Here is a 21,907-nt window from a genome sequence, read left to right as displayed (position 1 = left end):
CACCAGGCTTTCGCCTTTATTCCGCTGTCGGAACGCCTTTGTTCAGGCCTTCCGCGTCTCCGCTCCTAGCTGTACAAAGCAGCAGTATAACACAGAAGGATTGGCAAAACTTCTTCTCTTTTGCTCTCGGGTGCGACTCACCTTTGGGAAACATGCAAGCATGTCGGAAGCCAGATCTGCCGTCAGCCAGAAGTGATGGTGACTCTGTTGGCGTAGCTGGTGATTTCGATGTCGTAGCATGGGGCAGTCGGATCAAAACCAGGACTTTGCAGTTGCGAGATGTTGCCCGCAACGCTGAAGGTTTGATCGTCGAAGGCCAGCTCGGAGGCCCAGCCCTTGAAGTTGATGCGGGTGGCGACTCCTGCGGGGCGGCGCACGATAATCTCTGACGCTCCTCCTGCGAGCCGTATAGGAACCATGCTAGAGGGCGTGGGGAGATCCAGACGGATCGTGTTAAATCCTCCTTTGACTTCCAGCCCCGCGAGATTGAGCCCGCCCAGTTCGGCGACGGCCTCTGCTGCTCCGCCCTGGATCGCGATCCGCCACGGGATGGCGATGCTGAGCGCGACCACCGCCTGGCCCTGCTTCTCGCCCAGGCCCAGTAGGCGCCTCGGATAGCGGATGGTGACCACCCCATCTTTCGCTTTCACGCCCGGTACCGGTCCCTCGAAGCGGGCCTGGTAAAGTTCCGCCATTTCCTCGTCCGCGCGCACAGTCAGCCGGGAGATTCCGCAGGAGACGACGAGCCGGCCACTCTCCTGGCCTTCTAGCGGCGCGGAGAAGATCTCTCCTTCGCCTGCTGGCGCCTCATGTTGCAACTGAGCAAGTTCTTTCCTGGATCGCGTGTTGCTATATTTGAGAAACTCCAGGAGGAAAGCGATCTGCTCATCGTCATAGCGCGACGCCACCTCACCCCACGTCTTCTCAACGGAATCCAGAATCGAGCGAACCTTGCTCATTTCATCCTTGCCCCTTTCGAGGCGGACGATGACCTTGCGGCCATCGTTGGGATCGCGCTCCCGGCGCACAAGTCCGGCTTTCTCCAATCGGTCGAGTATTCTGGTGATCGCCCCAGTCGTCAGTCCCGTGAGATCGGCGAGCTGCCCAGCAGTCGCCGGACCGATGAGATCAAGGATATCGAGCACCTGCATATCCGTAACGGCTATCCCGATTCGAGTTGCCGCCACCCGAAAGAAAGAGGCGTTGATTTCAGTGAATTGCCGGATCTCCCGCGAAAACTCCTCACGGGTGTTCGCGCGTTCATCCTGAGAAAAGCTTGACAAGGCTCGTCCCTCCATCCTACAATATATTTATCTTACATCATCAGATAAATATGATGAATCTGTCTGATAATGTAAGGATAGATTCTAAATATTCGCTGCTCATATCAGCGAATATAGTATAGCATGGCGAGGGTCAGGTGTCACGATGAGGCGAAGCAGGGCGAGCGTGCCTGCTCCTTCAGCGACATGTCGTGCCCGGCGACATCAGACTATTCCACTTTTTATTATTAAAATTTGAGGAGGACAAAGGATGCACGTAATGGCTGTTTCCACGATCGCTGACAACGACAAGTTCTGGGGTTCCCTGAAGAAGGCGTACGGCCAACTGCCCAAGGGGGCCAGGTGGACCCTGGCAGTGGGAAGCACCGACGGGACTAAGGCGGTGAACGTTATCGTTCATGACTCGATCGACAGCGTCAAGAGCTTCTTCGAGGAGCACGCCGGCCCCTTTGGCACGACGGAGTACTTCGAGGCTGACGCCACTAACGCGGTCGGCCTCCCGAAGAAGTAGCTGCCGACACCAGCACAATACTGAGATAAAGAGAGGCCCTCAATGACAAAAGGGATAGATGCAACGCAGATTCAAGCTCGGGTTTCCGAGCTCCTTTCGGAATACGGGATCCCGAGTGCTGCGATCGGTGTTCTTTATGACGGAGAGATCACCGACTTCGCCGTCGGTGTCAAGAACCTGTCAACGGAGGAACCCGCGACGACCGACACCATCTACCAGTGCGGCTCCATGACCAAGACATGGACTGCCCTCGCCTTCATGCAACTCGTCGACGAAGGGAAAGTCGGCCTGGACGAGCCGGTGCGGACCTACCTCCCCGGTTTCAAGGTCGCCGACCCCGAGGTCAGCGCCAAAGTTACGCCCAGGCATCTCCTGAACCACACGAACGGTATCGAGGAGGACTACGGCTATCCCGGCGAAGACGACGATGTCTATGAGTGTATGGTCGACAACATCGCCAGTGCATCGCAAGTTCAGCCTTTGGGCTACACCCATGGTTACAGCGCAGCCCTGGGTTACGCGATCCTCGCACGTATCATGGAGGTGATTGACGGCAAGCGGTGGGACGACATTATGAAGGATCGTCTCTTCGACCCCCTGGGATTGACCAGCACGAGCAGCTGGCGTGAGCAAGTGGACCAGGATCGGGCTGCGACGGGGCATTTGATCCGGTCCCTTGAAGAGGGACCCATTGTTTCGCCACTGGCTTACCTGCCACGCGCTTTCGGGCCGGGGGGCAACATCACCTCGACAATTCGGGAAGTGCTCGCGATGGCACACGTCTTCCTCAACGGAGGCAAAGCGCCAAACGGGACACAAATTGTCTCGGCCAAGATCATGCGCGAGATGATGGAGTCGCGGGTTCCCATTCCCGATCCATACATGTTCGGGCCGTACTGGGCGCTGGGCCTCATTGTGTGTAATTGGCACGGCGAGACGGTCTACGCGACCGACGGCAGCACTGTTGGTCAGAACGCGCGTCTGCGAATTCTGCCGGATTCGAACATCGCGATCTCGATGCTGACCAATGGAGGACCGCGAGAGTGCTTCTACAAAAAGGTGTTCAATGAAATCCTGGCCGACCTTGGAGCAGTCACGATCCCAGACTTGCCGAGACCCGATCCGACGCTTTCGCTCGACTTGTCCAGGTATGAAGGTGCTTACGAGCGGCCAGGTGCCCGTTACGAAGTAGAAGCCGAAGACGGGAAGCTCTACCTGACATTCGTTCTCAATTCTCTGCAGGCACAAATTCTCGATAAACCAGAACGCATCAAATACGAGCTGCTTCCGATAAGCGAGACGCACTTCTTAATGCCTTCGGACGATCCGCTTGAGGACACACAGACCGTCGCGATCTACGACTTCAAGAACGGAGTCGCGCAGTACCTTCACACCAATTGTCGTGTCAATCCAAGAGCCGTAAAAGACGTATGAGCCTACCTTCTTGACACATACCTGACCTACCCATTGGGCTAAAAATCCTTGTCAGGACAACATGAACCGAGTAAGATGTTTATAGGGGAATATCCAAGTTTCGCATCGAAATCCGGTAAGTTGCCCTGACAGGGGGAGCTATGCCCAAACGGAGATTTGCACCATTGAAGGTGTGCCTGAATCGCAATTATTATTGACTTGTTTTTGTAGTTTCTCTTGAGCATAGATGTACTGTCTATGCACCTCTAATATGACTGCTATACTTGAGCAACAAGTGTAATAAAAAGTTCGTAAATTGAATTATAAACTTGTATAATATGTTTGTGGATGTAGAGCCTTGCTAATAACAGTTATTTCTTGCTTTCCCGTTACTCGCTTAACCGCATCATTCACCTTATTTATATATTATTTCAGCTAATAGCGCCTGAGCTTTTGAAGTATGAACGTCTTGTTTGCATGTGCTTTTGTATTGTGAGGATTGAGCTGTAGTGCCTGCTCGCAGGCATGAAGAGCTTCCTGGTATCTCCCCATCTTCATGAGAGCCACGCTTGCATTGTTGTGTGCCCATGCATCCTGAGCATCATGTTGAAGTGCCTGATTACAAGCAACCAGGGCTTCCTGGTATCGTCCCAATTCAATGAGAGCCCAACCTTTGGTAACATAGGGCAGGCTTGAAGAGGAATCAAGCCGGATGGCTTGCTCACAAGCTTCAAGAGCTTGCTGGTATCTGCCCAAATTCATGAGAGCCACACCTGCATTGTTGTGTACCAGGGCGTTATGAGAGTCATATACAAGCCCTTGATTGCAGGTATCAAGGGCTTGTTGGTATCTGCCCAATTCAATGAGAACTCGACTTTTATTGATATAGGTTTTGGGGAAGGAAGGGTCAAACTGAAGTGCCCGTTCGCAGGCTTCAAGGGCTTGCTGGTGCCTGCCTAATTGCATGAGGGCTTCGCTTGCATTATAGTGAGCCAGGGAAATACGAGAATCGCGCTGAAGTGCTTGATCGCAGGCTTCAAGGGCCTCCTGATATCTTTTCAATCCACAGAGAGCACTGGCTCGGTTCACATAAAGCAAAGCAGAGGAGGGGTCAAATCGCAACGCCTGCTCACACATAGCCAATGCTTCCTGATACTGCTTCACTTCAATGAGAGCCTTGCTTTTGTTAAGATAATAATCCGTGGTTTGCTGAAGTGGCTGTGATACTATTGGTGTTATGAGATCGCTGCTTTTCACAGAAGTGTAAGCTCTTCCAGGAAGTGTGTTTGAAATTTCTTGATTCGCAAGCTGCGTTCCTGGCTGTTCCACATTTTTTATCGCTTTTTCGCACATATATGCGAATTCCTGGACCTGCCCGTAGCGGTCTTTGGGATCTTTCGCTAGGGCTTTCAAGACAACCTGTTCCAGTTCGACTGGCAGGTCGGATACTTTGTTGCGCAGGGGAGGCGCTGGTATTGCCAGGTGTTGCGCGATCATTTCCATGGAAGAGCCCTGGAAGGGGAGTTCTCCCGTTAGCCATTGATAGATTGTTACAGCTAAGGCATACTGATCGCTCTCTATGCGTGGCTTCCCTTTGATCTGCTCTGGTGGCATGTAGGCCAGGGTGCCCATTAATGTTTGCGTATTCATAGAGGAGGTGGAGTGGGCAATCGTGGCAATGCCAAAATCACTGAGCAGAATATCTCCCCAACTCCCAATGAGCATATTCTCTGGCTTGATGTCGCGATGGATGATCTTACGATCATGGGCAAATTGCAGTGCGCTGGCGATCTGAGTTATATAATCAACAGCCAGCGATGGAGCCAATCGGGTACCTCTGGGATGCTTGTGTCTCAGTGTACCGTTGGGGGCGTAATCCAGCACGAGAAATGGGATACCCGCTTGTACCTCAAAATCCAATACCCGGATGATATGTGGATGCGAGAGAGCAGCAATGGTCTGTGCCTCCTGCTGGAAGGCGCGAGTCTCATCTTCCGAAAGGCTGGTATGTAAGATCTTTACAGCCGCTTTCATTCCTAACCGCACATGCTCTCCCAAATATACTTCGGCAAAGCCTCCTTTTCCAAGCAACTGCGTTAATCGATAGTTGCCTAATTGCTGTCCAATGTAGTCCGCCATCCGTCAATGTCCTACTTTCTCTTGGCGCCCTCAGATTTAGCACCCTAATTGCAGTTGGATATGCTGATTATCAACTACTGGCAAACAATGCAAGTTGTCGGAAGAAGACAATCTGCATAGGGAAAACAGAACAGGCGAGGGGGGGGGTCGTGGATGGACACTTGGCCAGGGGAGCCAGGGATTGGCCTTTGTTGTATCAATCACCATTTTATCCTTGCTGTATGCATGAGTGTTACAGGTCCGAGAAACGGATTATGTCGTTTTGGCGTAGTGGAGCCTTTAACCACTTGTTAATCCTAACAGGAATAGGGGTTGAAACTTTTGCCTTTATACATGAGCGGCGAGAAAACCACGAGGTCTTCAGCCTCGTGGATGAATCGCCGGACCGCCCCTTGTTCTTTTGAGCAAGAGACGATCCATTGACTCAAAAAACTCTGCCCGAAGGCAGGTGATGCGTATCCCTTCGCTGTGACCACCAAGGGAATCCGGCTTCATCTCGACAATGTTCAAAAGGCTTTTTGCACCTGGATCACCGGACCTTTCCTCAGTCCTACTTAAACCCAAGCGACAGAGCAGCGGTCTGATGCGTCAACCGCAGGTGTCCTGACCTCTTCGAACGTAGCGCCCATTTCTGGGGCTGAGTCTGGTGAACTCAGGCTTCTTGCGAAGCTACTGAACTGGGTCTTCAGTGACTCCCGAAGAAGCCGCTGTGTCTTCAGCTCAGTGGTAGTTCACAACAATTGCCAGGTTTATTAAATTTTTAAATAAAGAGTGAGCCAGAAACATGAATAGTCTGAATACCGAATTTTTAATCTATTGACAGCTTGATTGCCCTTCAACATAATACTACATTATGTCAAGGAAGCATTGGCTGATTGCTTTCTTGTATTCTATTGCAGTATATGAAACAGACAAGGAGCCACCGGAAAGGATACACATGAGATTGCATCATGTAGGTATTGTTGTCGATAATATCGATCTCTGTGCGTAATGAAAGGCAATATATATTACCTGAAGATGTAAAATCGGAAGTCAGAGAAAAGGTGGAAGAGCTATGTTCGTTATTTGCCATACCCGGATATGAAGAATGAATACATGGAAACTTCACACCTGGATGTGAAGTTTCCACCGCGACTTCTTATTCCGCCCACACGCGAAATTCAGCAATCGCCATATCAAAATAGGGATTAGCCTCTGTCGTCAGTTTGACAACGCGAATGTATTGCGCAGAGACAGGGGTATCAAACGCGAGGGTCAGGGTCCCTGCTATAGGGAGGCTGTGGACGCTATCAACCCTTCCAAGTACGCGATAATGACTCATATTCTGCCTATCTTCAGAAGCCTGGATTTCGAAGTTGTAGCGGCTCAGCGGATAGTCGCGATCACTGAGCGTAGTGAGGTCGAGTTCCCAGATCCGATGGAGACGACCAAGGTCCACTTGCCACCACGTCAGTTCATCTGCTGGTAACACATTGCGATTTTTGGGAGCCCAGGCATGTCCATCTCCTCCCTCACGGTGTCCATCAAGAGCGAACTCCGCTTTCCATGCTTCGCTCCACTCGGAGGAGGCGGTTGCGGTCTTCTTGAAAGCAACATTGGTGAGTTGCGTGCGTACGGGTCGCTGTAACGTAGTAGTCATGCGTTTTCCCTTTCTGGCTCGGCGGTCACGATGGTTCGCTAACGTACCACCGGTAAACTTTGATTGAAAAGCAAACAGCGATGCTCATACACCACTGTTTTTTTAGTATAAATACAACCACAACTTTCTTCTCAACTTCTTAGAGGAAGATTAAGGGGGAGGATTAAATAGCCCTGGCTCTATTCTACGAAGCGGTAGCCAACGCTCCAGACGGTGACAATTTTTTCTCCTACGCCGCCGAGTTTCTTGCGCAGGCGTGTGACGTGTGTATCGACGGTGCGATCAAAGCCATCGTAGTCGTATCCCCAGAGCTGCTGCAACAGGAACTCGCGGCTAAAGGCGCGCCCAGGATGTGAAGCCAGTAAAATCAGCAGTTCGTATTCCTTAGGCGTGAGCATGATACCTTCGCCATGAAGTTTAGCAATGCGGGCATTGGGGTCGATCTCCAATTGTCCGCGTATGATAGGGGGGTGGCCTGGTGTGGGTGTTATCGCGGGTGATACTTGCGCCACTGGGGGTTCTGTTCGAGCCTGCTGGAGGGTCTGGGCCAGGCGCTGGTCCAGGTCGACGCGGCGTAGCATGGCGCGCACCCGGGCCATAAGCTCACGCATACTGAAAGGCTTGCTAATATAATCGTCGGCCCCCACCTCCAGACCTAGAATCCGGTCGATCTCTTCATTGCGCGCGGTGAGCATAAGAATAGGCATGAGGTAGTTCAGGCGCAAACGGCGACAAACGGAGAGGCCATCCAGGCCGGGCAACATCCAGTCGAGGATGATAAGCTGTGGCTGGTGCTGCTCAACCAGGGTCAGCGCTTGCAGGCCGTCATTGGCCTGGTAGACAGTATGCCCCTCGGCGCTCAGTTCAGCGCAAATCAGGTTACAAATAGCGACTTCATCCTCAACAACAAGCACGCGAGCCATGTGGCAACTTCTCCTTCGCAACAACATGTGAAAATACATACATGGGAATTGGTCCCAAGCCCATGCTTAGTGTACACGCCGCTTGTGCTGGCGTCCAGGCCTTATTGCTGCGGTATTGTTTGTTTTGTTATCGCTAATTTGTCATCACCAGTTTGTTGCCCCCTGGGCGAGCCGCAAATGAATGTGGAAGCAGCTTCCCTCGCCCTCCTGGCTCTCAACCGTTATCTTCCCTCCCATGGCGTCTACCAGGTCTTTGACAATCGAGAGGCCCAGGCCAAAGCCGCCGGAGGAGCGTGAGCGTGATTTATCCGTACGGTAGAAACGCTCGAAAATCTGCGTTAGTTGATCGGCTGGAATGCCCATCCCCGTATCCGCGACCGCGATAACCAGGTAATCGCTGTGCTTCTGGTGTGTCGAGATAGAGATAATGCCCCCATCAGGTGTATAGGTGATGGCATTGCGTACCAGGTTCATCAGGACCTGGGTGAGACGCTGGTGATCGGCCTGTACGCGTGGCAAGCTCTCAGACAGCGAGCGGACCAGCGTAATCATACGCTCCTTGCGCGCCAGGGGGAGCAGCGCCTGGTAGACCTCTTCAATTACTTCGCCGGGTGGAACCGAGGCCATATTCAGGCGCAACTTATCGGCTTCCGTACGCGAGAGCGAGAGCAGGTCCTCAACCAGAGAGCCGAGGCGTACAGTTTCTCGATGCGCGATGCCCAGGTAATTACTCAACTCCTGGGGCTGGAGCACGAGGCCGTTCTCTTGCGCGCAGGCTTTAAGCAACACCTCCAGATGGGCGCGTATGCTGGCGACCGGCGTACGTAGCTCATGCGAGACATTGACGATAAGTTGTTGGCGGCTCAACTCGGCACGCTCGACTTTGGCCTGTTCACGTCTCACCTGTTCTTCTGCCTCGGCGACACGGAGATCCTGGTTGTTCATGCCCAGCAAGGCGCGCCCCAATTGCTGCCATATCCAGGCCATTCCCAGAAGAATGTACCTGGGCAGCAGCACCAGGCCAAAGCCCGTAAACACATAACGTACAAGATCCTTCATGCTGTGAAGGTAGATTGGTCTCTGTCCAGGCCAGCGTATCACAAGCGGCGCGTTGCGGGCCACGAGTATCAGATAGAGTATGGGCGTGCAGACGAAACCCAGGATGAACGTGATCAAGGCCAGTACCAGCATCAAGATCGGAACCTGGATGGCGAAGACAAAGCTGAGTATCCCCAGGGGAAATTTGAGCAACAGAAATGCCAGCGTCTTCCAGGTCATCTTATTGGTGAGATGCGCGCGGAGATACTGAAGCCAGCTCTCTCTAGGAGGCCGGGAGAGGGCAAGCGGCGTGATGTAGCAATTGAGCCAGCGCATAGTGAGGTAGCGCTCGAAGATGGCGAATTGCCAGCTCAGATACATCCCCAGAATGAGCATGGGAATGCCAATCCAGACAATGAGTAAGCCCACGCTCAGGGCCACGAAGACGATCAGGACAACGAAATACAGTATTCCTGACGGAAATGAGAGTAAAAGATAGGCAGCGGCGGGCCATAATTTTGCCTGGCCTCTATTGCTGCTTGAAAGGGGCTCCTGCGCTTGCATTGGATGACCTCGCTATAACAGTGTGAAATTACGAGAATGTGTATAGCATAAGGCAAAGATGTTACAGAAGTATGTCTACTGCCCCTTCTTACCCCATACATAATTGACACACTTTGGCCACAAATTTACTCCAGTTTGGCGATAACCCGTTCACATTTAACCTCTATTATTCCTCTCAACGCACACATTTCCAAAGTGGGGAGTGCAGAGGGCGTCAGCCCCTCTGCTTTAACCCCTCTCAACGCACATCTCCAAAGTGGGGAGTGCAGAGGGGGGTTAACCCCTCTGCTTTAACCCCTCTCAACGCACATCTCCAAAGTGGGGAGTGCAGAGGGGCGTCAGCCCCTCTGCGACCCTTTTCCCTGCCGCCGCAGGCGGCATGAATACCTTTCAATGAGACCGAACAGAGCAGTAGTTGCAACGAAAGATGTAATAGTATGAATGCTGTACATAAAGAAGCACAGAAAACACAAAGACTATACTATTTTGACTGGCTGAGAACGCTTGCATTCGTGTTCGTCGTCTTGATCCATTGTGTAGAGATGTTTCATGATCTCTACCAGGCCCGCAACGCGCCAGGTTTACAGAGCGACGCGCTCGCGGCCTTCCTGCCCGCGCTCACGCAATGGTGTATGGCCCTCTACTTTCTCCTGGCAGGGGCCAGTACCTGGTTCGCGCTAAAACGCAAATCGCCAGCCGAGTTTGTCAGGGAGCGCTTCTCCCGCCTCTTTACGCCACTTGCGTTGGGCTTCGTCCTGCTCTTCCCATTACAGGCCTATGTGACGATGGCAAGCAATAATAGTTATCAAGGTTCTCTCTTTGCCTTCTATCCCTACTTCTTAGGCGAGATCCTGCTCAGGGGAAAGCTCTACCTGATTATGCTCTATATTCACCATCTCTGGTTCCTGGCGTACCTCCTCGGCTTCTCGCTACTGACGCTTCCCCTGTGCCTCTTGCTACGGAGTGCTAGAGGGCAGACGTGGACCGCGTGCCTGGGCAACTGTCCCGGCGGCCTGTTAACTCTGGCCTTCCCTCTCCTGCTTCTGCGGCTGACTCTGCTTCCAGCCTTCCCTGAGTATTGTAGCCTCGCGGACGCCTCCTGCTGGCTGCTCATCTATATGTATGGTTATATGCTCTTTGCCAACTCCTCTATCCAGAAGATGCTGCGCCAGCAGGGACGCCAGGCGCTCGCACTGAGCATGCTCTGCTTCGGCACGCTCCTGGCCCTCTGGTGTATGGGACTCCTACGCGGCGAACTGCTGATACCTCGCTATACCCTGAACTCCATGCTTTACCAGGCGACCCAATGTATCGCACTCTGGTCCAGCCTCATCGCTATGCTGGCGCTGGGAGGCACATATATGAACCGCACATGCCCTCTGCTCAAATATAGCAGCAGCGCCTCATTCCACTGGTACCTGCTGCATTTCCCCATCGTTGTGATCAGCGCCTACTATATCCTACGCCTCCCTCTGCCAGCCTGGTGCGCCTTCAGCCTCATTGGAGCCAGCTCCTTCCTCGTTACCTTTCTCCTGGCGGACTTCATGGCGCTCCACAGGCAGGGTCTGCGGCAGGTATACAGCTCTTTGATCTCGTTCCAGCTCGCAATCTCGCTCTCTGAGTAGAAGGGAAAAGGGATGTGTGTGGGAAACGGCTTTGCCGTCTCCCACACACATCCCTTTTCCAGCGTGCCATGACCGAACCAGTCCAACCACATCTACTAGAGACCAGAGACGAAGAATGAGAAGAGAAGGGCAAAAAGAAAAGGACCACAGAGATGTGGCCCTTCGCAAAATCAAATTTATTAAGTACAATCAAGTATACCTGGAAATGTGCGGAAAGTCAAGGCTAATTACGAACCAAAAATCACGCCAGATTACAGCAGCGAGTTCTTGAACTGGTGCCAGAGGCGGTTCGCAAGCTCGGTAGAATCCCGGTGCAGGCCATAGCGTCCGATGTATTTGCAAATGTTATCGATATCGCGTAGTAGCAGGTTGTAGGCGTGTGAGTTGAAGCGGGGATCGACCGCCTGGGGAAAGTCGATGATGGTTACCTTGCCTTGCCAGTACAGGATGTTATAGGCCGAGAGGTCGCCATGCACGACATTATGCTTGAGCCAGAGCTGGATGTTGTCCATCAGGTTGGCGAAGGTGGGATAGACCTCGTCGGGGGCCAGTTGTACACCCTGGAGAGCGGGCGCGGGCAGCTGCGGCTCTCCCAGGTATTCCATTAGGATCGCGTTGCTGTTATGGGCGATGGGCCTGGGAATCGTGGCTCCGGCTTTATATAGCCCGGTGAGCATCGTGAACTCGTGCGCGATCCACATGCTGAACTGGGCCTCGCGTCCTGCGTCCGACTTATTCTTCATGGCGCGCTTGATACGCTGGTCGCCGACGTAGCGTCCCTCCTGGTAGACCGAATCATTCTTAAAGCCGCGATTATTGCGTGAGCGGTAGACCTTGGCCGCGACATAGGGGACATCCTGAGAGGGATGGGCGCGGCAGCAATAGACGGTCGCCTCCTTGCCACTTTTCACAACGTGCAGGATCTCGCTAATCAGGCCGTCCGCGAAGAAAGAGTCGAGCGATGCCTGAATGGGGTCCGCCTCATCCTGGGCTTGCTCTTGTAAGGCCTCTAGTTCTTCCTGCTCTTCGAGTGCGCGTAACAATTTTCGCTTAGACAATGGTTGCTCCTTATATATGTAGACAGATGTTGTTTGTGGTTGTTGTGATTGTTTAGAAAGTTGTGCATGTGTCACCTCTTATTTCAGAGCGGATATGTGCTCCAGAACAACGAAAAGAGGCCATGAGCATCACGCTCATGGCCTCTTTTCACACAATAAAAAAGACCAACCTTCACGAGGTGGCCTGTCAGTTTATGGTCTTATCTTTGCCCTGGCTTATGGATGCCAGCTAGCAGCAATGGCCCTCTCGGAGACGTGATGCAGTTGATACGGCATGATTTCTTTGCGCATCATGGCACGCTCCTTTCAATGTTTGAGCCACCTGGGCTCAGGGCCTTTTTCCTATCTACTAGAGCCTAGGATACCAGATACTCAGCCTTCTTGTCAAGCGAAATTTCGCGCCACCAGGGTGTGCTTCACATTTTTCGGCTTAATTATTGGAACAGTATTAGCAGCCCCGTCGGATTTTTTGTTGCCTGAGCCATATTTGTGCTATGCTAAAAGCCAGAAGGTCGTTAGAGGGAAAGCGAGGAACAACCTATGAGCGAGGAGCACGGACGCGTAGGCTTTGCCACGCTGAATGGCACACGTTTCTCCTATGAGATCGCAGGCACGGGTCAGCCAGTCGTCTTCCTGCACGCTGGCATCACTGATAAAAGCATGTGGAACGAGCAGTTTGCTAGCTTTGCCGCCACCTACCAGGCCGTGCGCTATGACCTGCGCGGCTTTGGCGAGACCCCACTGGTGGAAGGCACGTATGCACACTACCAGGACCTCCATGCCTTGTTGGACTACCTGCACATTGAGTCCGCGCACCTGGTAGGCTGCTCCATGGGAGGGTGCACCATCCTGGATTTTGCCCTGGCCTATCCCCAGCGTGTGCGCTCCCTGACCGTGGTAGCCAGTACTCCCAATGGCTATGAATATCACATAGAGGATGCCTCCGCGCAAACCCTATTGGAGGAGCACGTGGCCGCGGTACGCGCCGGAAATATCAAGCGGGCCGCCGATCTTGAGACGCGCTACTGGCTGGTTGGTGTGCAGCGCCGAGTCGATCATCTTCCGCCTGCCCTCATCCAGCGCGTCGAAGCCATGAACCGTGTCGCCATGGCTAATAAAGTCGCCTTCTTCAACCGAGTATCCGAACAGGAGCTACAGCCGCCCGCCGTGGAACGCCTGGAAGAGATCCATGTCCCAACCCTGATTATTGTAGGAGATCTCGATGACCGCAACATCCTCGCCGGCTCCCACTATATGACGACCCATATCCAGCGTGCGCGCAAAGCCACGATCAGCGGCACCGCTCACTTCCCCAACCTGGAACAACCCGCCGAGTTCAACCGTCTCGTCCTGGCCTTCCTCCGCGCCCAGGTCTGACAACGGATACATCCCTTTTCTAAGTTCCTTAATGTAACCGGTCGAGCGTAAGCCATCGTGCTAAAGCCGGTCAATAATGAAAAATTTGAGCTTCTCAAGAGGCTATACAGGCATTGTTGTATACTATTGCTATGTATAAATATCTCTAGAATAAAGTCTCAAGTGTGAAGGAGTCATACATGTACCACCTGGCCCAGGTCAATGTTGCGCGTATGCGTGCCCCCCTGAGCGATCCCCTGATGGCAGAATTCGTTGCCCAGCTTGATCCGATTAATGCCCTGGCAGATCGTAGCCCTGGTTTTATCTGGCGTTTGCAGTCTGAGGAGGGCGACGCCACCGCCATTCGCCCCTTTGATGATAATGCAATCCTGGTCAATCTCTCGGTCTGGGCGTCGCTTCCGGCGCTTGCGGATTATGTTTATAACAGCGCGCATCGCCAGGTCTTGCAGCAGCGCCGGCAGTGGTTTGAGCGCTTCGAAGGCGTATACACCACGCTCTGGTGGGTGCCAGAAGGACATGTGCCAACGGTGCCAGAGGCGAAGGCGCGCCTGGAGCACCTGCAAGCTCACGGCCCCTCAGCCTTTGCCTTTACCTTCAAACAGCCCTTTCCCGCCCCCGAAGGAACGCAGGTTACTCCAGATCCCGTCCTCGATGAGTGTCCTGCTTAGAAGTTTGCTTTTTTAAGCAGTAAGAGCGCAGGTGATGCTTTCTGCGTCACCCGCGCTCTGCCAGTGAAAGTGAGAAGCGATTTTGAGCGAAGCTATCAGGAAGGCTAGCGCTGACGATGTGTCACGTATGCTTGACCTGGCGGAGCAAAGGCGCCAGGAGTATGCACACTATCAGCCTGTCTTTTGGAAACCTGCCACGGATGCGCGCGAGAAGCAGAGCGCCTGGTTCGCGCAGCTAGTCCAGCGTGAAAATATCGTTACGCTGGTTTATGAGCGAGACGGAGAGGTCATCGGCTTCGTAATCGCAAATTTTGTACCCTCGCCGCCTGTCTATGACGTACCCGGCCTGACGTGTAGTGTCGATGATTTTTGTGTCGCAACGCACGAAGACTGGCTGCATTACGGGCGAAAATTACTGGAGGCCGTTATGGGGGAGGCAAAGCAGCGAGGCGCGGCCCAGATCGTCGTTGTCTGCGCCCACCTTGACCACGCCAAACGCTCCATGCTAAGCGACGCGGGCCTGACCATCGCCTCCGAGTGGTATACCACCCCTCTGTAGGATCCATGCTAGCATGGACTCAATCGCCTTGCTGAATGATGGGCAGTGTGAACCAGAAGGTCGAGCCTGTGCCACGCTGGCTTGTGACTCCAATCTCCCCATTATGCTTGCTGATGATGGTCTGGCAGATGTAGAGGCCCAGGCCCAGGCCGGGGCGTTGCCCATGCTGGACCTTCTTGCCTGGAGTCTGATAGAAGCGCTCCCAGATACGCTGCTGCTCATAGGGTGTCAGGCCTGGTCCCTCGTCCTGAACCGAGATACGCACAAACTCACGCTCTATCTCCAGGCGCACCTCGATAGGTTTATTATCATCTGAGTATTTGTGTGCGTTAGTGAGATAGTTATTGAGCACCTGCCCTATTCGGTCCGCGTCGGCAATGACTGGCAGCGTGTCGACCTCTGGTAGCGTAAGATTAAAGGGCCGCTCGGTGTTGACAGCTCGTTGATCGGCGACTACCTCTCGTACGACCTTGACCAGGTCGCAGACATCGAAATGCAGCTCTAAATTATTGGCAGTGATGCGTGAGACATCGAGCAGGTCGCTTATCAGGCGCGTCTGAATCTGTACCTGGTGCTCTATCCGCTCAAGCAGGTCATCGATTCGGGTTATCTTCTCCGCTTCGCTAATGCTTGGATTGGCCAGGCGTTGCAAGCCGCGCCGCGCAAGCTGTACATATGCTTTGACCGAGGTAAGAGGCGTCCGTAACTCATGGCCCGCCATGCCAATGAAATCATCTTTCTGCTGCTCGGCCTCTTTACGCTGGGTGATATCCTGGACTGCGCCGTAGACGCGCACGACCTCACCCGTTTCCGGATCGAGTATAGGACGGCAGTAGTCACGTAGCCAGAGTATCTCACCCTGCCTGGTTGTGATGCGCCACTCGCGCACATCGGATAGGCCCGCAAGCACGGTTCGCAGGCGCTCCTCAACCTGTTCTTTATCATCTGGATGGATGAACTGCTCCCAGCCGCGTTCGTCGAACTCCTCGGGTTCAAAACCCGTCAAAGCCTTAAAGGCGCTGGTCGTCCACTCTCGCTCAATCGTCCCATCGGGGCGGAAGTGGTAGGCATAGGCGTAGTCTGAAGTCAGTTCGGCAGTTGTACGAGCCTGTGCCTCGCGCTCGCGCAACATATCCTGCTCGATAACCAGTTTTTTTACAAAATCTTGTAATTGCAAGCGTGCTTCTTCTGTCTGTATCTGCTGCATTTGTGCTAGCACATCCCCCCTTTCTTGTAGCCTGGTTTCTCGCTCTCGCTCAGCCTGTTTCTGCTCAGTAATGTCGCGCAATGTAGCGACAATGGCTGCCAGGTCTGGTACATTGAGCCTGTTGACGTAGGTTTCTTCTAGCCAGCGCGTGGTTCCATCGGCCTGAGTGATGCTATACTGCGCCTTTGCCGATAGGCCTGGAGCAGTAGTAACCCGTTCAAAAGCCTTAGCTACTGCTTGCTTATCAGCATGAGAGAGGACATCATAGAGGCTAATAGATAGCGTGTTGGAGGAGGGCAGGTTGAGTAGTTGTGCGGCGGTAGCATTCGTGTAGAGGACCTGCCCATGGAGATCGAGAAGCCTGATGCCCTCTGAACTAAATTCGACAAGCGTACGAAAGCGTTGTTCTACGCTACGCATTTTTTCAGAGTGCGCTTCCCTGCTTTTCCCCGTAAATGTGCGGCGAATGAACATCTGACTTTTCCTTTCTCCTTTCTGATGGATATGCCCGACGCATCCCTTTAAAAGCACAGCTTTTTATTTATAATACTGTATTTTGCTCTGCTATGGCTAGCACAATATCCATATTTCCCGGGCTTTTTAATTCTAGATAGAAGATGGCGGGTGGGCATCTGCCCACCCGCCATCTTCTATCTCATTTTACCAGCCCTCGTGCTATACTACAAATGCAAAGAGAGCCTCACCAGAAAAACATCCAGAGGACAAGATGAGAGAGACGTTGCTAGTCCTCCTCCTCATGAAGAGAAACAGATGAATATGCAATACTTCACGCGGAGTTTTTCTGATCAGATGGGCAGACATCAAGGAGTTATCTGCTCCGACGAGAGGGCATCCTCACCATTTAAGAATCGTGCTAAGGGATTTAAGAGAAGTGAACTCACGAGCAAATATATACTCAAGACCCTTTCTTCTTGCAGGAATCGATGAGAAGACCTTGCCGATTTCCATCGATGAATTGCTGGCCACGATCCAGGAGCATTTTGCCACAGAACTGCGCGAGCATTCCATTACGATTTCGGGATGGGAGCATCGAGCCACGAATGGTTCTTAGGTCCCAGATCAATATCGAGAACATCGTTCACCTCGTGGAAACTACGTTACCTTCTCCGCCATTTATAGCTTCTGGCGAGATCCGTCCTTTCTTTGGCAGAATTTGCCTCTAGCGAAGACCCCAGATACGACATATACTCTGTCCATACCTTCCAATGGGAGACTGATGTAGACATGTTTTCCTCGTGGTTTTTCTACATCGAAGGGAGATATGGAGAAGATGCACCTTCAGAATCAAAGCCCAATGGAGTCAACCGACAGCAGGGCGCAACGCATTGTGTTTTTCGTACCCCCTCATGTGCATTTGCTTGACTTAGCAGGTCCTGCGCAGGTGTTTGATACTGCTCTCCGAGCGGGAGCGCCTTATACGTTGCACTATTGTTCCCCGCAAGCGATACAGGAAAGTGCACAGGGGATGGTTGTTGCCCAACTTACCCCTCTTGCTTCTGTCACGAGGGACGATTTGATCATCGTGCCAGGAATGGAGTGGGAACACTTTTCCTTAGAAGCGACTCTGCTTGATCAGGAGACGCGCGATTGGCTTCGTTCCGCCTCTCAGGCAGGAGCGCATATCGCATCCGTCTGCACAGGTGCTTTTGCTCTGGGAGAAGCGGGGCTTCTTGATGGTCGACGATGTACGACACATTGGGCGAAGTTGGAATTGCTGCAAGCGCGCTTCCCTCGCGCTAGAGTACTCGATAATGTGTTGTTCGTCCATGATGGGACGATTACCACCAGTGCTGGAATTGCCTCCGGTATTGATCTGGCGCTGGCATTTCTGGAACATGCTCAGGGGCCGATGTTTGCAGCCCAGGTTGCGCGCCATCTGGTTGTGTATATGCGGCGCAATGGGTCCGAGCCACAAAGGAGCATCTACCTGGAATATCGTACACATCTCCATTCTAGCGTTCACTGTGCGCAAGATTACCTGATCAGTCATGTTGCAGAGCATGTTTCGCTCGATGAGTTGGCCGACATTGCAAAGGTCAGTTCTCGGGGATTGAATCGTGCTTTTAAGGAGGCGACGGGACTGACCCCAGTTCAATACCATCAGCGTTTGCGCCTTGAACTGGCGGCAACATTGCTCGCTAATCCCACCCTCCGTGTTGAGGATGTCGCAATACAATGTGGGTTTGAGGATGTGCGGCACTTTCGCCGACTCTGGCAAAGGCAATTTGGTATGCCTCCCTCGTTGAGCCGTACCTTGCACCACATGGCGTAGGGGCATTCTCCGTGCACAGTGGGGAAAAGAAGCATAGCTCTGGCAAGCCACATTCCCGTTCTGTTTGCCGGAGATGGAATCCGTTGGGGTTCCCCTCTTGACGCTATTTCCCGTTATCTGGATACAACCAGCGCAGATAGAAGCACCTGACTGCTGACACTTTCTGTGAGACCTGCATTCTCCAGGTGACCTGGGGGAAAGAGCAAGCCGCTCAGGATGTCTTTCTTATACGTTTTCGTATCCTCACTCTCATAAGCGTTGTTTTCTACATCAATGACCATGCCTCGCCACAATGGCTCTGATGGAGAGAATGTTGAAGCGCACCATTTGAGAGTCAGGGCAAGAACGCTTCATTCGCGCAAGGGATTGGGCATGTGAAAGGGGGCAAGACCACGCTATGTTTGATGATACATCTCCAGTGAGCGCCTCGCTCGTACCACCTCTTGACCTTTCGACGCTCTTGAGGGCCATTCCAGAACTGGTATGGACAGCACAGCCAGATGGTCGGGTTGATTACGTCAATGTTCGGTATTGCCGTTTGGTGCGGGCCAGCTTTGAGCAGATACAGGATTCTGGGTGGCGTCAGTTCGTGCATCCTGAGGATCTTGAACGGACGCTGGCTCTGCGACAACATTCGTTTGAAACAGGTGAGCCTTATGAGACTGAATATCGGCTGAGGGATGGTCAGACAGGAACCTATTGCTGGTTTCTGGCTCGCGCGCTCCCGGTGCGTGATACCGCAGGACAGATCACCCATTGGTTCGGCATCAGTACCGATATCGAAAAGCAGAAACGGAGAGAGGAAGCCTTACTCCAGAGTCAGGAGCGAACGCATGCACTGATGGCTTCAAATATTATCGGGATCATCGTCGCCGAAGGGGAAGAGATCCTGGAAGCTAATGATACCTTTTTGCGTATGACCGGCTATAGCCGAGAAGATCTGCTCCAGCGGAAGATGAACTGGGTACATATGACCTCTGCAGAGGATCTTGATCGTACCCGGCAAGCACACCTGGAACTCGCACGATATCAGTCGATGAAGCCCTATGAGAAAGAGTACGTGTGTAAGGATGGCAGCTACCTGCCTGTGCTCGTGGGAGGTGCCATCTTACCACATTATCCAGCACAAAGTATCTACTTTGTGCTGGATAATTCCGCCCGCAAAGAGCTAGAGCAGCGCAAAGAGAGCTTTCTGAGCATGGCAAGCCATGAACTTAAGACACCGCTGACCACCGTGAAAATATGTATCCAACTGGCAAAAACACGCCTGGTGAAACAAGGGCATCATGAAGTGGCCGCGGTGCTCTCAATGACGGAGGGATCAGTGAAGCTCCTTGAACGCCTGGTTAAAGAGTTGCTTGATGGGTCCAAGATCCAGGCGGGGAAGCTTGAATACGTTCAGGAGCCAGTGGATCTGGAGGCATTGCTCTCTGAAGTTGCGGAATCTGTGCAGCAAGTGAGTGCGACCCATACCATCGTGGTGCGTGGGACTGCCCCATGCACGCTCATCGGAGATAAAGGGCGGCTCGAACAGGTCTTCGCCAATCTGATCTGCAATGCGATCACGTATTCTCCTAGTGCCACAACGATTGAGATTGACCGCCGTGTTTCCAGTGAGACCGTGACGGTCAGTGTGCGTGATCACGGCATTGGCATTTCACAGGAACTGCACGAGAAGATCTTTGAACGCTTCTATCGTATCTCTGATCTGAGCCAGCGGGCCGCCCCAGGGCTGGGGATGGGGCTCTACATTGTGGCTGAGATTGTCAGGCATCATGGAGGCACGATACGGGTGGAGAGTGAGGTCGGGAAAGGATCAACCTTTCATGTGACGCTTCCCCTCAAGAGACTCACAAGTGGCGTCACTTTCAGCCCAGAGGTGGAGAGGGAGAGAAAGCGTTGAGCGTGTTGTGCTGATTTGAAGCGCCGCAATTTCCTCTCGCTCAGTCGCGTCGGCTGATGCGATTTCTCTGCTCGACTGCTCAACCATTTGCGCTGACGATGCTCCACCCCAGGCAAGATAGTTTCACGTTTGGCCGCCCCATAACTCTTCAGCGGATCAGCGGTGGTCACGCGTAGCGCACAGTGCAAATCTTTAAGCAGTTTGCGAAAAAATCGCTTTGCCTTCTTTCTTATCGCGGTGGCTCTGGGCCAGAAGATGACAACAAGAAAGAAGGCAAAATTCCAAAGGATTTCCATATATCCAACTCCAGACCAGCTGAAAGTAGCTGACCTGGAGTTGGATTAAATTATGATACCCGGCAAAGGCAACGCATTGTTATTCATTCCACGGGGACTGAAGGACGTAGTCACAAAAGTTCGGACGTTTGTAGCCGGGAAGGTAGCGCTCACAGACGTCGGAATTGATATTGCCATACGTTGTCTCCGGTTTGTGTCGAAAGCCATCGAGAAATGCATGCAGAATCTTGTTCTTGAAACCCTCACGAGGGAAGGCTGACACGACTTGAGAGCGTGTCTCCTCGGAAAGTTCTTCAAAGTGATCCCCTATTACATCGAAAACCACACCACGATAGACAAGTGCTACCACCGGCTCCTTGTATTGAGCTACTCCTCTAGTAGTATGGAGCGCAATCGCATCCCACACAAGCTGGGTAGACTCGTTGGAAATGCCATGTTGTTCAAGGAAATTCCGTGCTGCATTGGCCCCATCAACCTCAAAGCGTTTGTCTGGGCTACGGTACTTCTCTGTCAGTCCGAGATCATGGAAGAGCGCGCTAATGTAGAGCAATTCAGGATCATAGCGCAACCCTGCCTGGTGCCCCTGCAGGGCTCCGAAGAGGTAGACGCGATGTGAATGGTTCCAAAGCAGTGGGGTTCCATGTTCGCGCAGGAGTTCTGCGGCTTCGTTGGCCAGGGAACTATCAGGAATGGCAATACCAGCAATATTTTTCGGCATCATATTAGACTCCTTATTCAATTCGGAAACACTCTGCGACAGGGCGCCCCCTTATTTCAGTTACTTGACATCTGCTCAGGGGGCAACTTAGATAAGGAGCAATGACCACAGATCCTTTTGCAAAGGTGCCAACAGCCTGTGTTGTAGCGGTAGACTGCGTAGCTGTCGTCCTTTCGCTGTTACATCAGAACCACATGTGGTTTTGCCCTGGTTGTCCTTTGTCGTAACTCTTTCAAGGGAAACATGGTCACAGTATAATTATCTTCTTAGGCCCTCACCAGGGGCAAATCATGCGTATATGAGGACGAATCTCGCCAGGACCCAGGAAACTGTTTCCAGCTCTGATGGTGGAAAGGACTCTCGATCTGGTATTGTCAACTTATTTGTAGGAGCGGAGGTTATTACTGAGTTATAAAGGGGAGAGATACTGGAACAGTGAAATATTGGGGAGGTTGGCTGTTATGTGATGAGTTTTCCTGCGTTATCTTGTTCCACTGATCATATAATTAAGCATTTTCAAGAAGATTTTTCTATTCGTATATGGTATTATTATAAATAGCACTTTGTATACATAATTATGACATGAGTATTTTCTGAGAGAATACTCTATGTTTACAAACCTTGATCCTGGAACAATCGGGCTGAAATTATCCGTTCGTGGGGCATTATAACATACAAGTATCAATGACTTTG

Annotated in this window: 15 protein-coding genes and 2 pseudogenes; 8 read left to right on the top strand and 9 right to left on the bottom strand. The window is 52.4% G+C overall.

What is annotated here, in order from left to right; translation table 11 throughout:
- Window positions 1-182 precede the first annotated feature (182 nt).
- Complete coding sequence (locus KTE_RS29620; protein WP_236600732.1) at window positions 183-1,187, bottom strand: MarR family winged helix-turn-helix transcriptional regulator; 1,005 nt, start codon at window positions 1,185-1,187, stop codon at window positions 183-185.
- A gap of 355 nt (window positions 1,188-1,542) precedes the next feature.
- Between KTE_RS29620 and KTE_RS29615 the strand changes: the two genes are divergently transcribed.
- Together KTE_RS29615 and KTE_RS29610 are read left to right on the top strand one after the other, a co-directional pair.
- Window positions 1,543-1,794, top strand: coding sequence for a hypothetical protein (locus KTE_RS29615; RefSeq protein WP_236600731.1), 252 nt, complete (start codon window positions 1,543-1,545; stop codon window positions 1,792-1,794).
- Between the two features lie 42 nt (window positions 1,795-1,836).
- Window positions 1,837-3,228, top strand: a complete 1,392-nt coding sequence (locus KTE_RS29610; RefSeq protein ID WP_201387808.1) for a serine hydrolase — start codon at window positions 1,837-1,839, stop codon at window positions 3,226-3,228.
- A 414-nt stretch (window positions 3,229-3,642) separates the two neighbouring features.
- Here the strand turns inward: KTE_RS29610 and KTE_RS29605 are convergent, their stop codons facing one another.
- From KTE_RS29605 to KTE_RS29590, 4 genes are all read right to left on the bottom strand, one after another.
- Window positions 3,643-5,346, bottom strand: coding sequence for a serine/threonine-protein kinase (locus KTE_RS29605; RefSeq protein ID WP_201387806.1), 1,704 nt, complete (start codon window positions 5,344-5,346; stop codon window positions 3,643-3,645).
- Between the two features lie 1,138 nt (window positions 5,347-6,484).
- Window positions 6,485-6,985: a discoidin domain-containing protein gene (locus KTE_RS29600; RefSeq protein ID WP_201387804.1), complete on the bottom strand. Its 501-nt coding sequence runs from the start codon at window positions 6,983-6,985 to the stop codon at window positions 6,485-6,487.
- 179 nt (window positions 6,986-7,164) lie between these two features.
- Window positions 7,165-7,908 (bottom strand): response regulator transcription factor, encoded by a 744-nt coding sequence (locus KTE_RS29595; RefSeq protein ID WP_201387802.1) that lies wholly within the window; start codon window positions 7,906-7,908, stop codon window positions 7,165-7,167.
- A 144-nt stretch (window positions 7,909-8,052) separates the two neighbouring features.
- Window positions 8,053-9,510 carry a cell wall metabolism sensor histidine kinase WalK gene (locus tag KTE_RS29590; RefSeq protein WP_201387800.1) on the bottom strand — a complete coding sequence of 486 codons (1,458 nt, stop codon included), beginning with the start codon at window positions 9,508-9,510 and terminating at the stop codon, window positions 8,053-8,055.
- Window positions 9,511-9,947: 437 nt separating this feature from the next.
- Between KTE_RS29590 and KTE_RS29585 the strand changes: the two genes are divergently transcribed.
- Window positions 9,948-11,135: an acyltransferase family protein gene (locus KTE_RS29585; protein WP_201387798.1), complete on the top strand. Its 1,188-nt coding sequence runs from the start codon at window positions 9,948-9,950 to the stop codon at window positions 11,133-11,135.
- Between the two features lie 251 nt (window positions 11,136-11,386).
- On the opposite strand, the gene KTE_RS29580 is transcribed toward KTE_RS29585, so the two are convergent.
- The gene (locus tag KTE_RS29580) at window positions 11,387-12,193 is read right to left on the bottom strand and encodes an RIO1 family regulatory kinase/ATPase (RefSeq protein ID WP_201387796.1); all 807 of its coding nucleotides are present in this window, start codon (window positions 12,191-12,193) and stop codon (window positions 11,387-11,389) included.
- 540 nt (window positions 12,194-12,733) lie between these two features.
- Here KTE_RS29580 and KTE_RS29575 point away from each other — a divergent pair.
- The 3 genes from KTE_RS29575 (at window position 12,734) to KTE_RS29565 (ending at window position 14,797) form a co-directional block, all read left to right on the top strand.
- Window positions 12,734-13,570, top strand: a complete 837-nt coding sequence (locus KTE_RS29575; protein ID WP_201387794.1) for an alpha/beta fold hydrolase — start codon at window positions 12,734-12,736, stop codon at window positions 13,568-13,570.
- A gap of 179 nt (window positions 13,571-13,749) precedes the next feature.
- Window positions 13,750-14,238, top strand: coding sequence for a DUF3291 domain-containing protein (locus KTE_RS29570; protein WP_201387792.1), 489 nt, complete (start codon window positions 13,750-13,752; stop codon window positions 14,236-14,238).
- Window positions 14,239-14,320: 82 nt separating this feature from the next.
- Window positions 14,321-14,797 carry a GNAT family N-acetyltransferase gene (locus tag KTE_RS29565; protein WP_201387791.1) on the top strand — a complete coding sequence of 159 codons (477 nt, stop codon included), beginning with the start codon at window positions 14,321-14,323 and terminating at the stop codon, window positions 14,795-14,797.
- 19 nt (window positions 14,798-14,816) lie between these two features.
- Here the strand turns inward: KTE_RS29565 and KTE_RS29560 are convergent, their stop codons facing one another.
- On the bottom strand, window positions 14,817-16,478 hold the full coding sequence (locus KTE_RS29560; RefSeq protein ID WP_201387789.1) for a PAS domain S-box protein: 1,662 nt from the start codon (window positions 16,476-16,478) through the stop codon (window positions 14,817-14,819).
- Window positions 16,479-17,286: 808 nt separating this feature from the next.
- Between KTE_RS29560 and KTE_RS29555 the strand changes: the two genes are divergently transcribed.
- Both KTE_RS29555 and KTE_RS29550 read left to right on the top strand, forming a co-directional pair.
- Entirely contained in the window at window positions 17,287-18,297 is a 1,011-nt protein-coding gene (locus KTE_RS29555) for a helix-turn-helix domain-containing protein (RefSeq protein WP_307812006.1), read from the top strand.
- A gap of 457 nt (window positions 18,298-18,754) precedes the next feature.
- Window positions 18,755-20,200 (top strand): annotated as a pseudogene (locus KTE_RS29550) (ATP-binding protein); the annotation flags it as partial.
- Here the strand turns inward: KTE_RS29550 and KTE_RS29545 are convergent.
- Together KTE_RS29545 and KTE_RS29540 are read right to left on the bottom strand one after the other, a co-directional pair.
- Window positions 20,185-20,455, bottom strand: a pseudogene (locus KTE_RS29545) (DDE-type integrase/transposase/recombinase); the annotation flags it as partial. The pseudogenes KTE_RS29550 and KTE_RS29545 overlap by 16 nt on opposite strands.
- A gap of 120 nt (window positions 20,456-20,575) precedes the next feature.
- Window positions 20,576-21,214 (bottom strand): HD domain-containing protein, encoded by a 639-nt coding sequence (locus KTE_RS29540; RefSeq protein WP_201391017.1) that lies wholly within the window; start codon window positions 21,212-21,214, stop codon window positions 20,576-20,578.
- Between the last annotated feature and the right edge of the window lie 693 nt (window positions 21,215-21,907).

Source organism: Ktedonobacter sp. SOSP1-85 (assembly GCF_016587415.1).
GTDB lineage: Bacteria > Chloroflexota > Ktedonobacteria > Ktedonobacterales > Ktedonobacteraceae > Ktedonobacter.
This window is presented reverse-complemented; position numbering and strand designations above follow the sequence as displayed.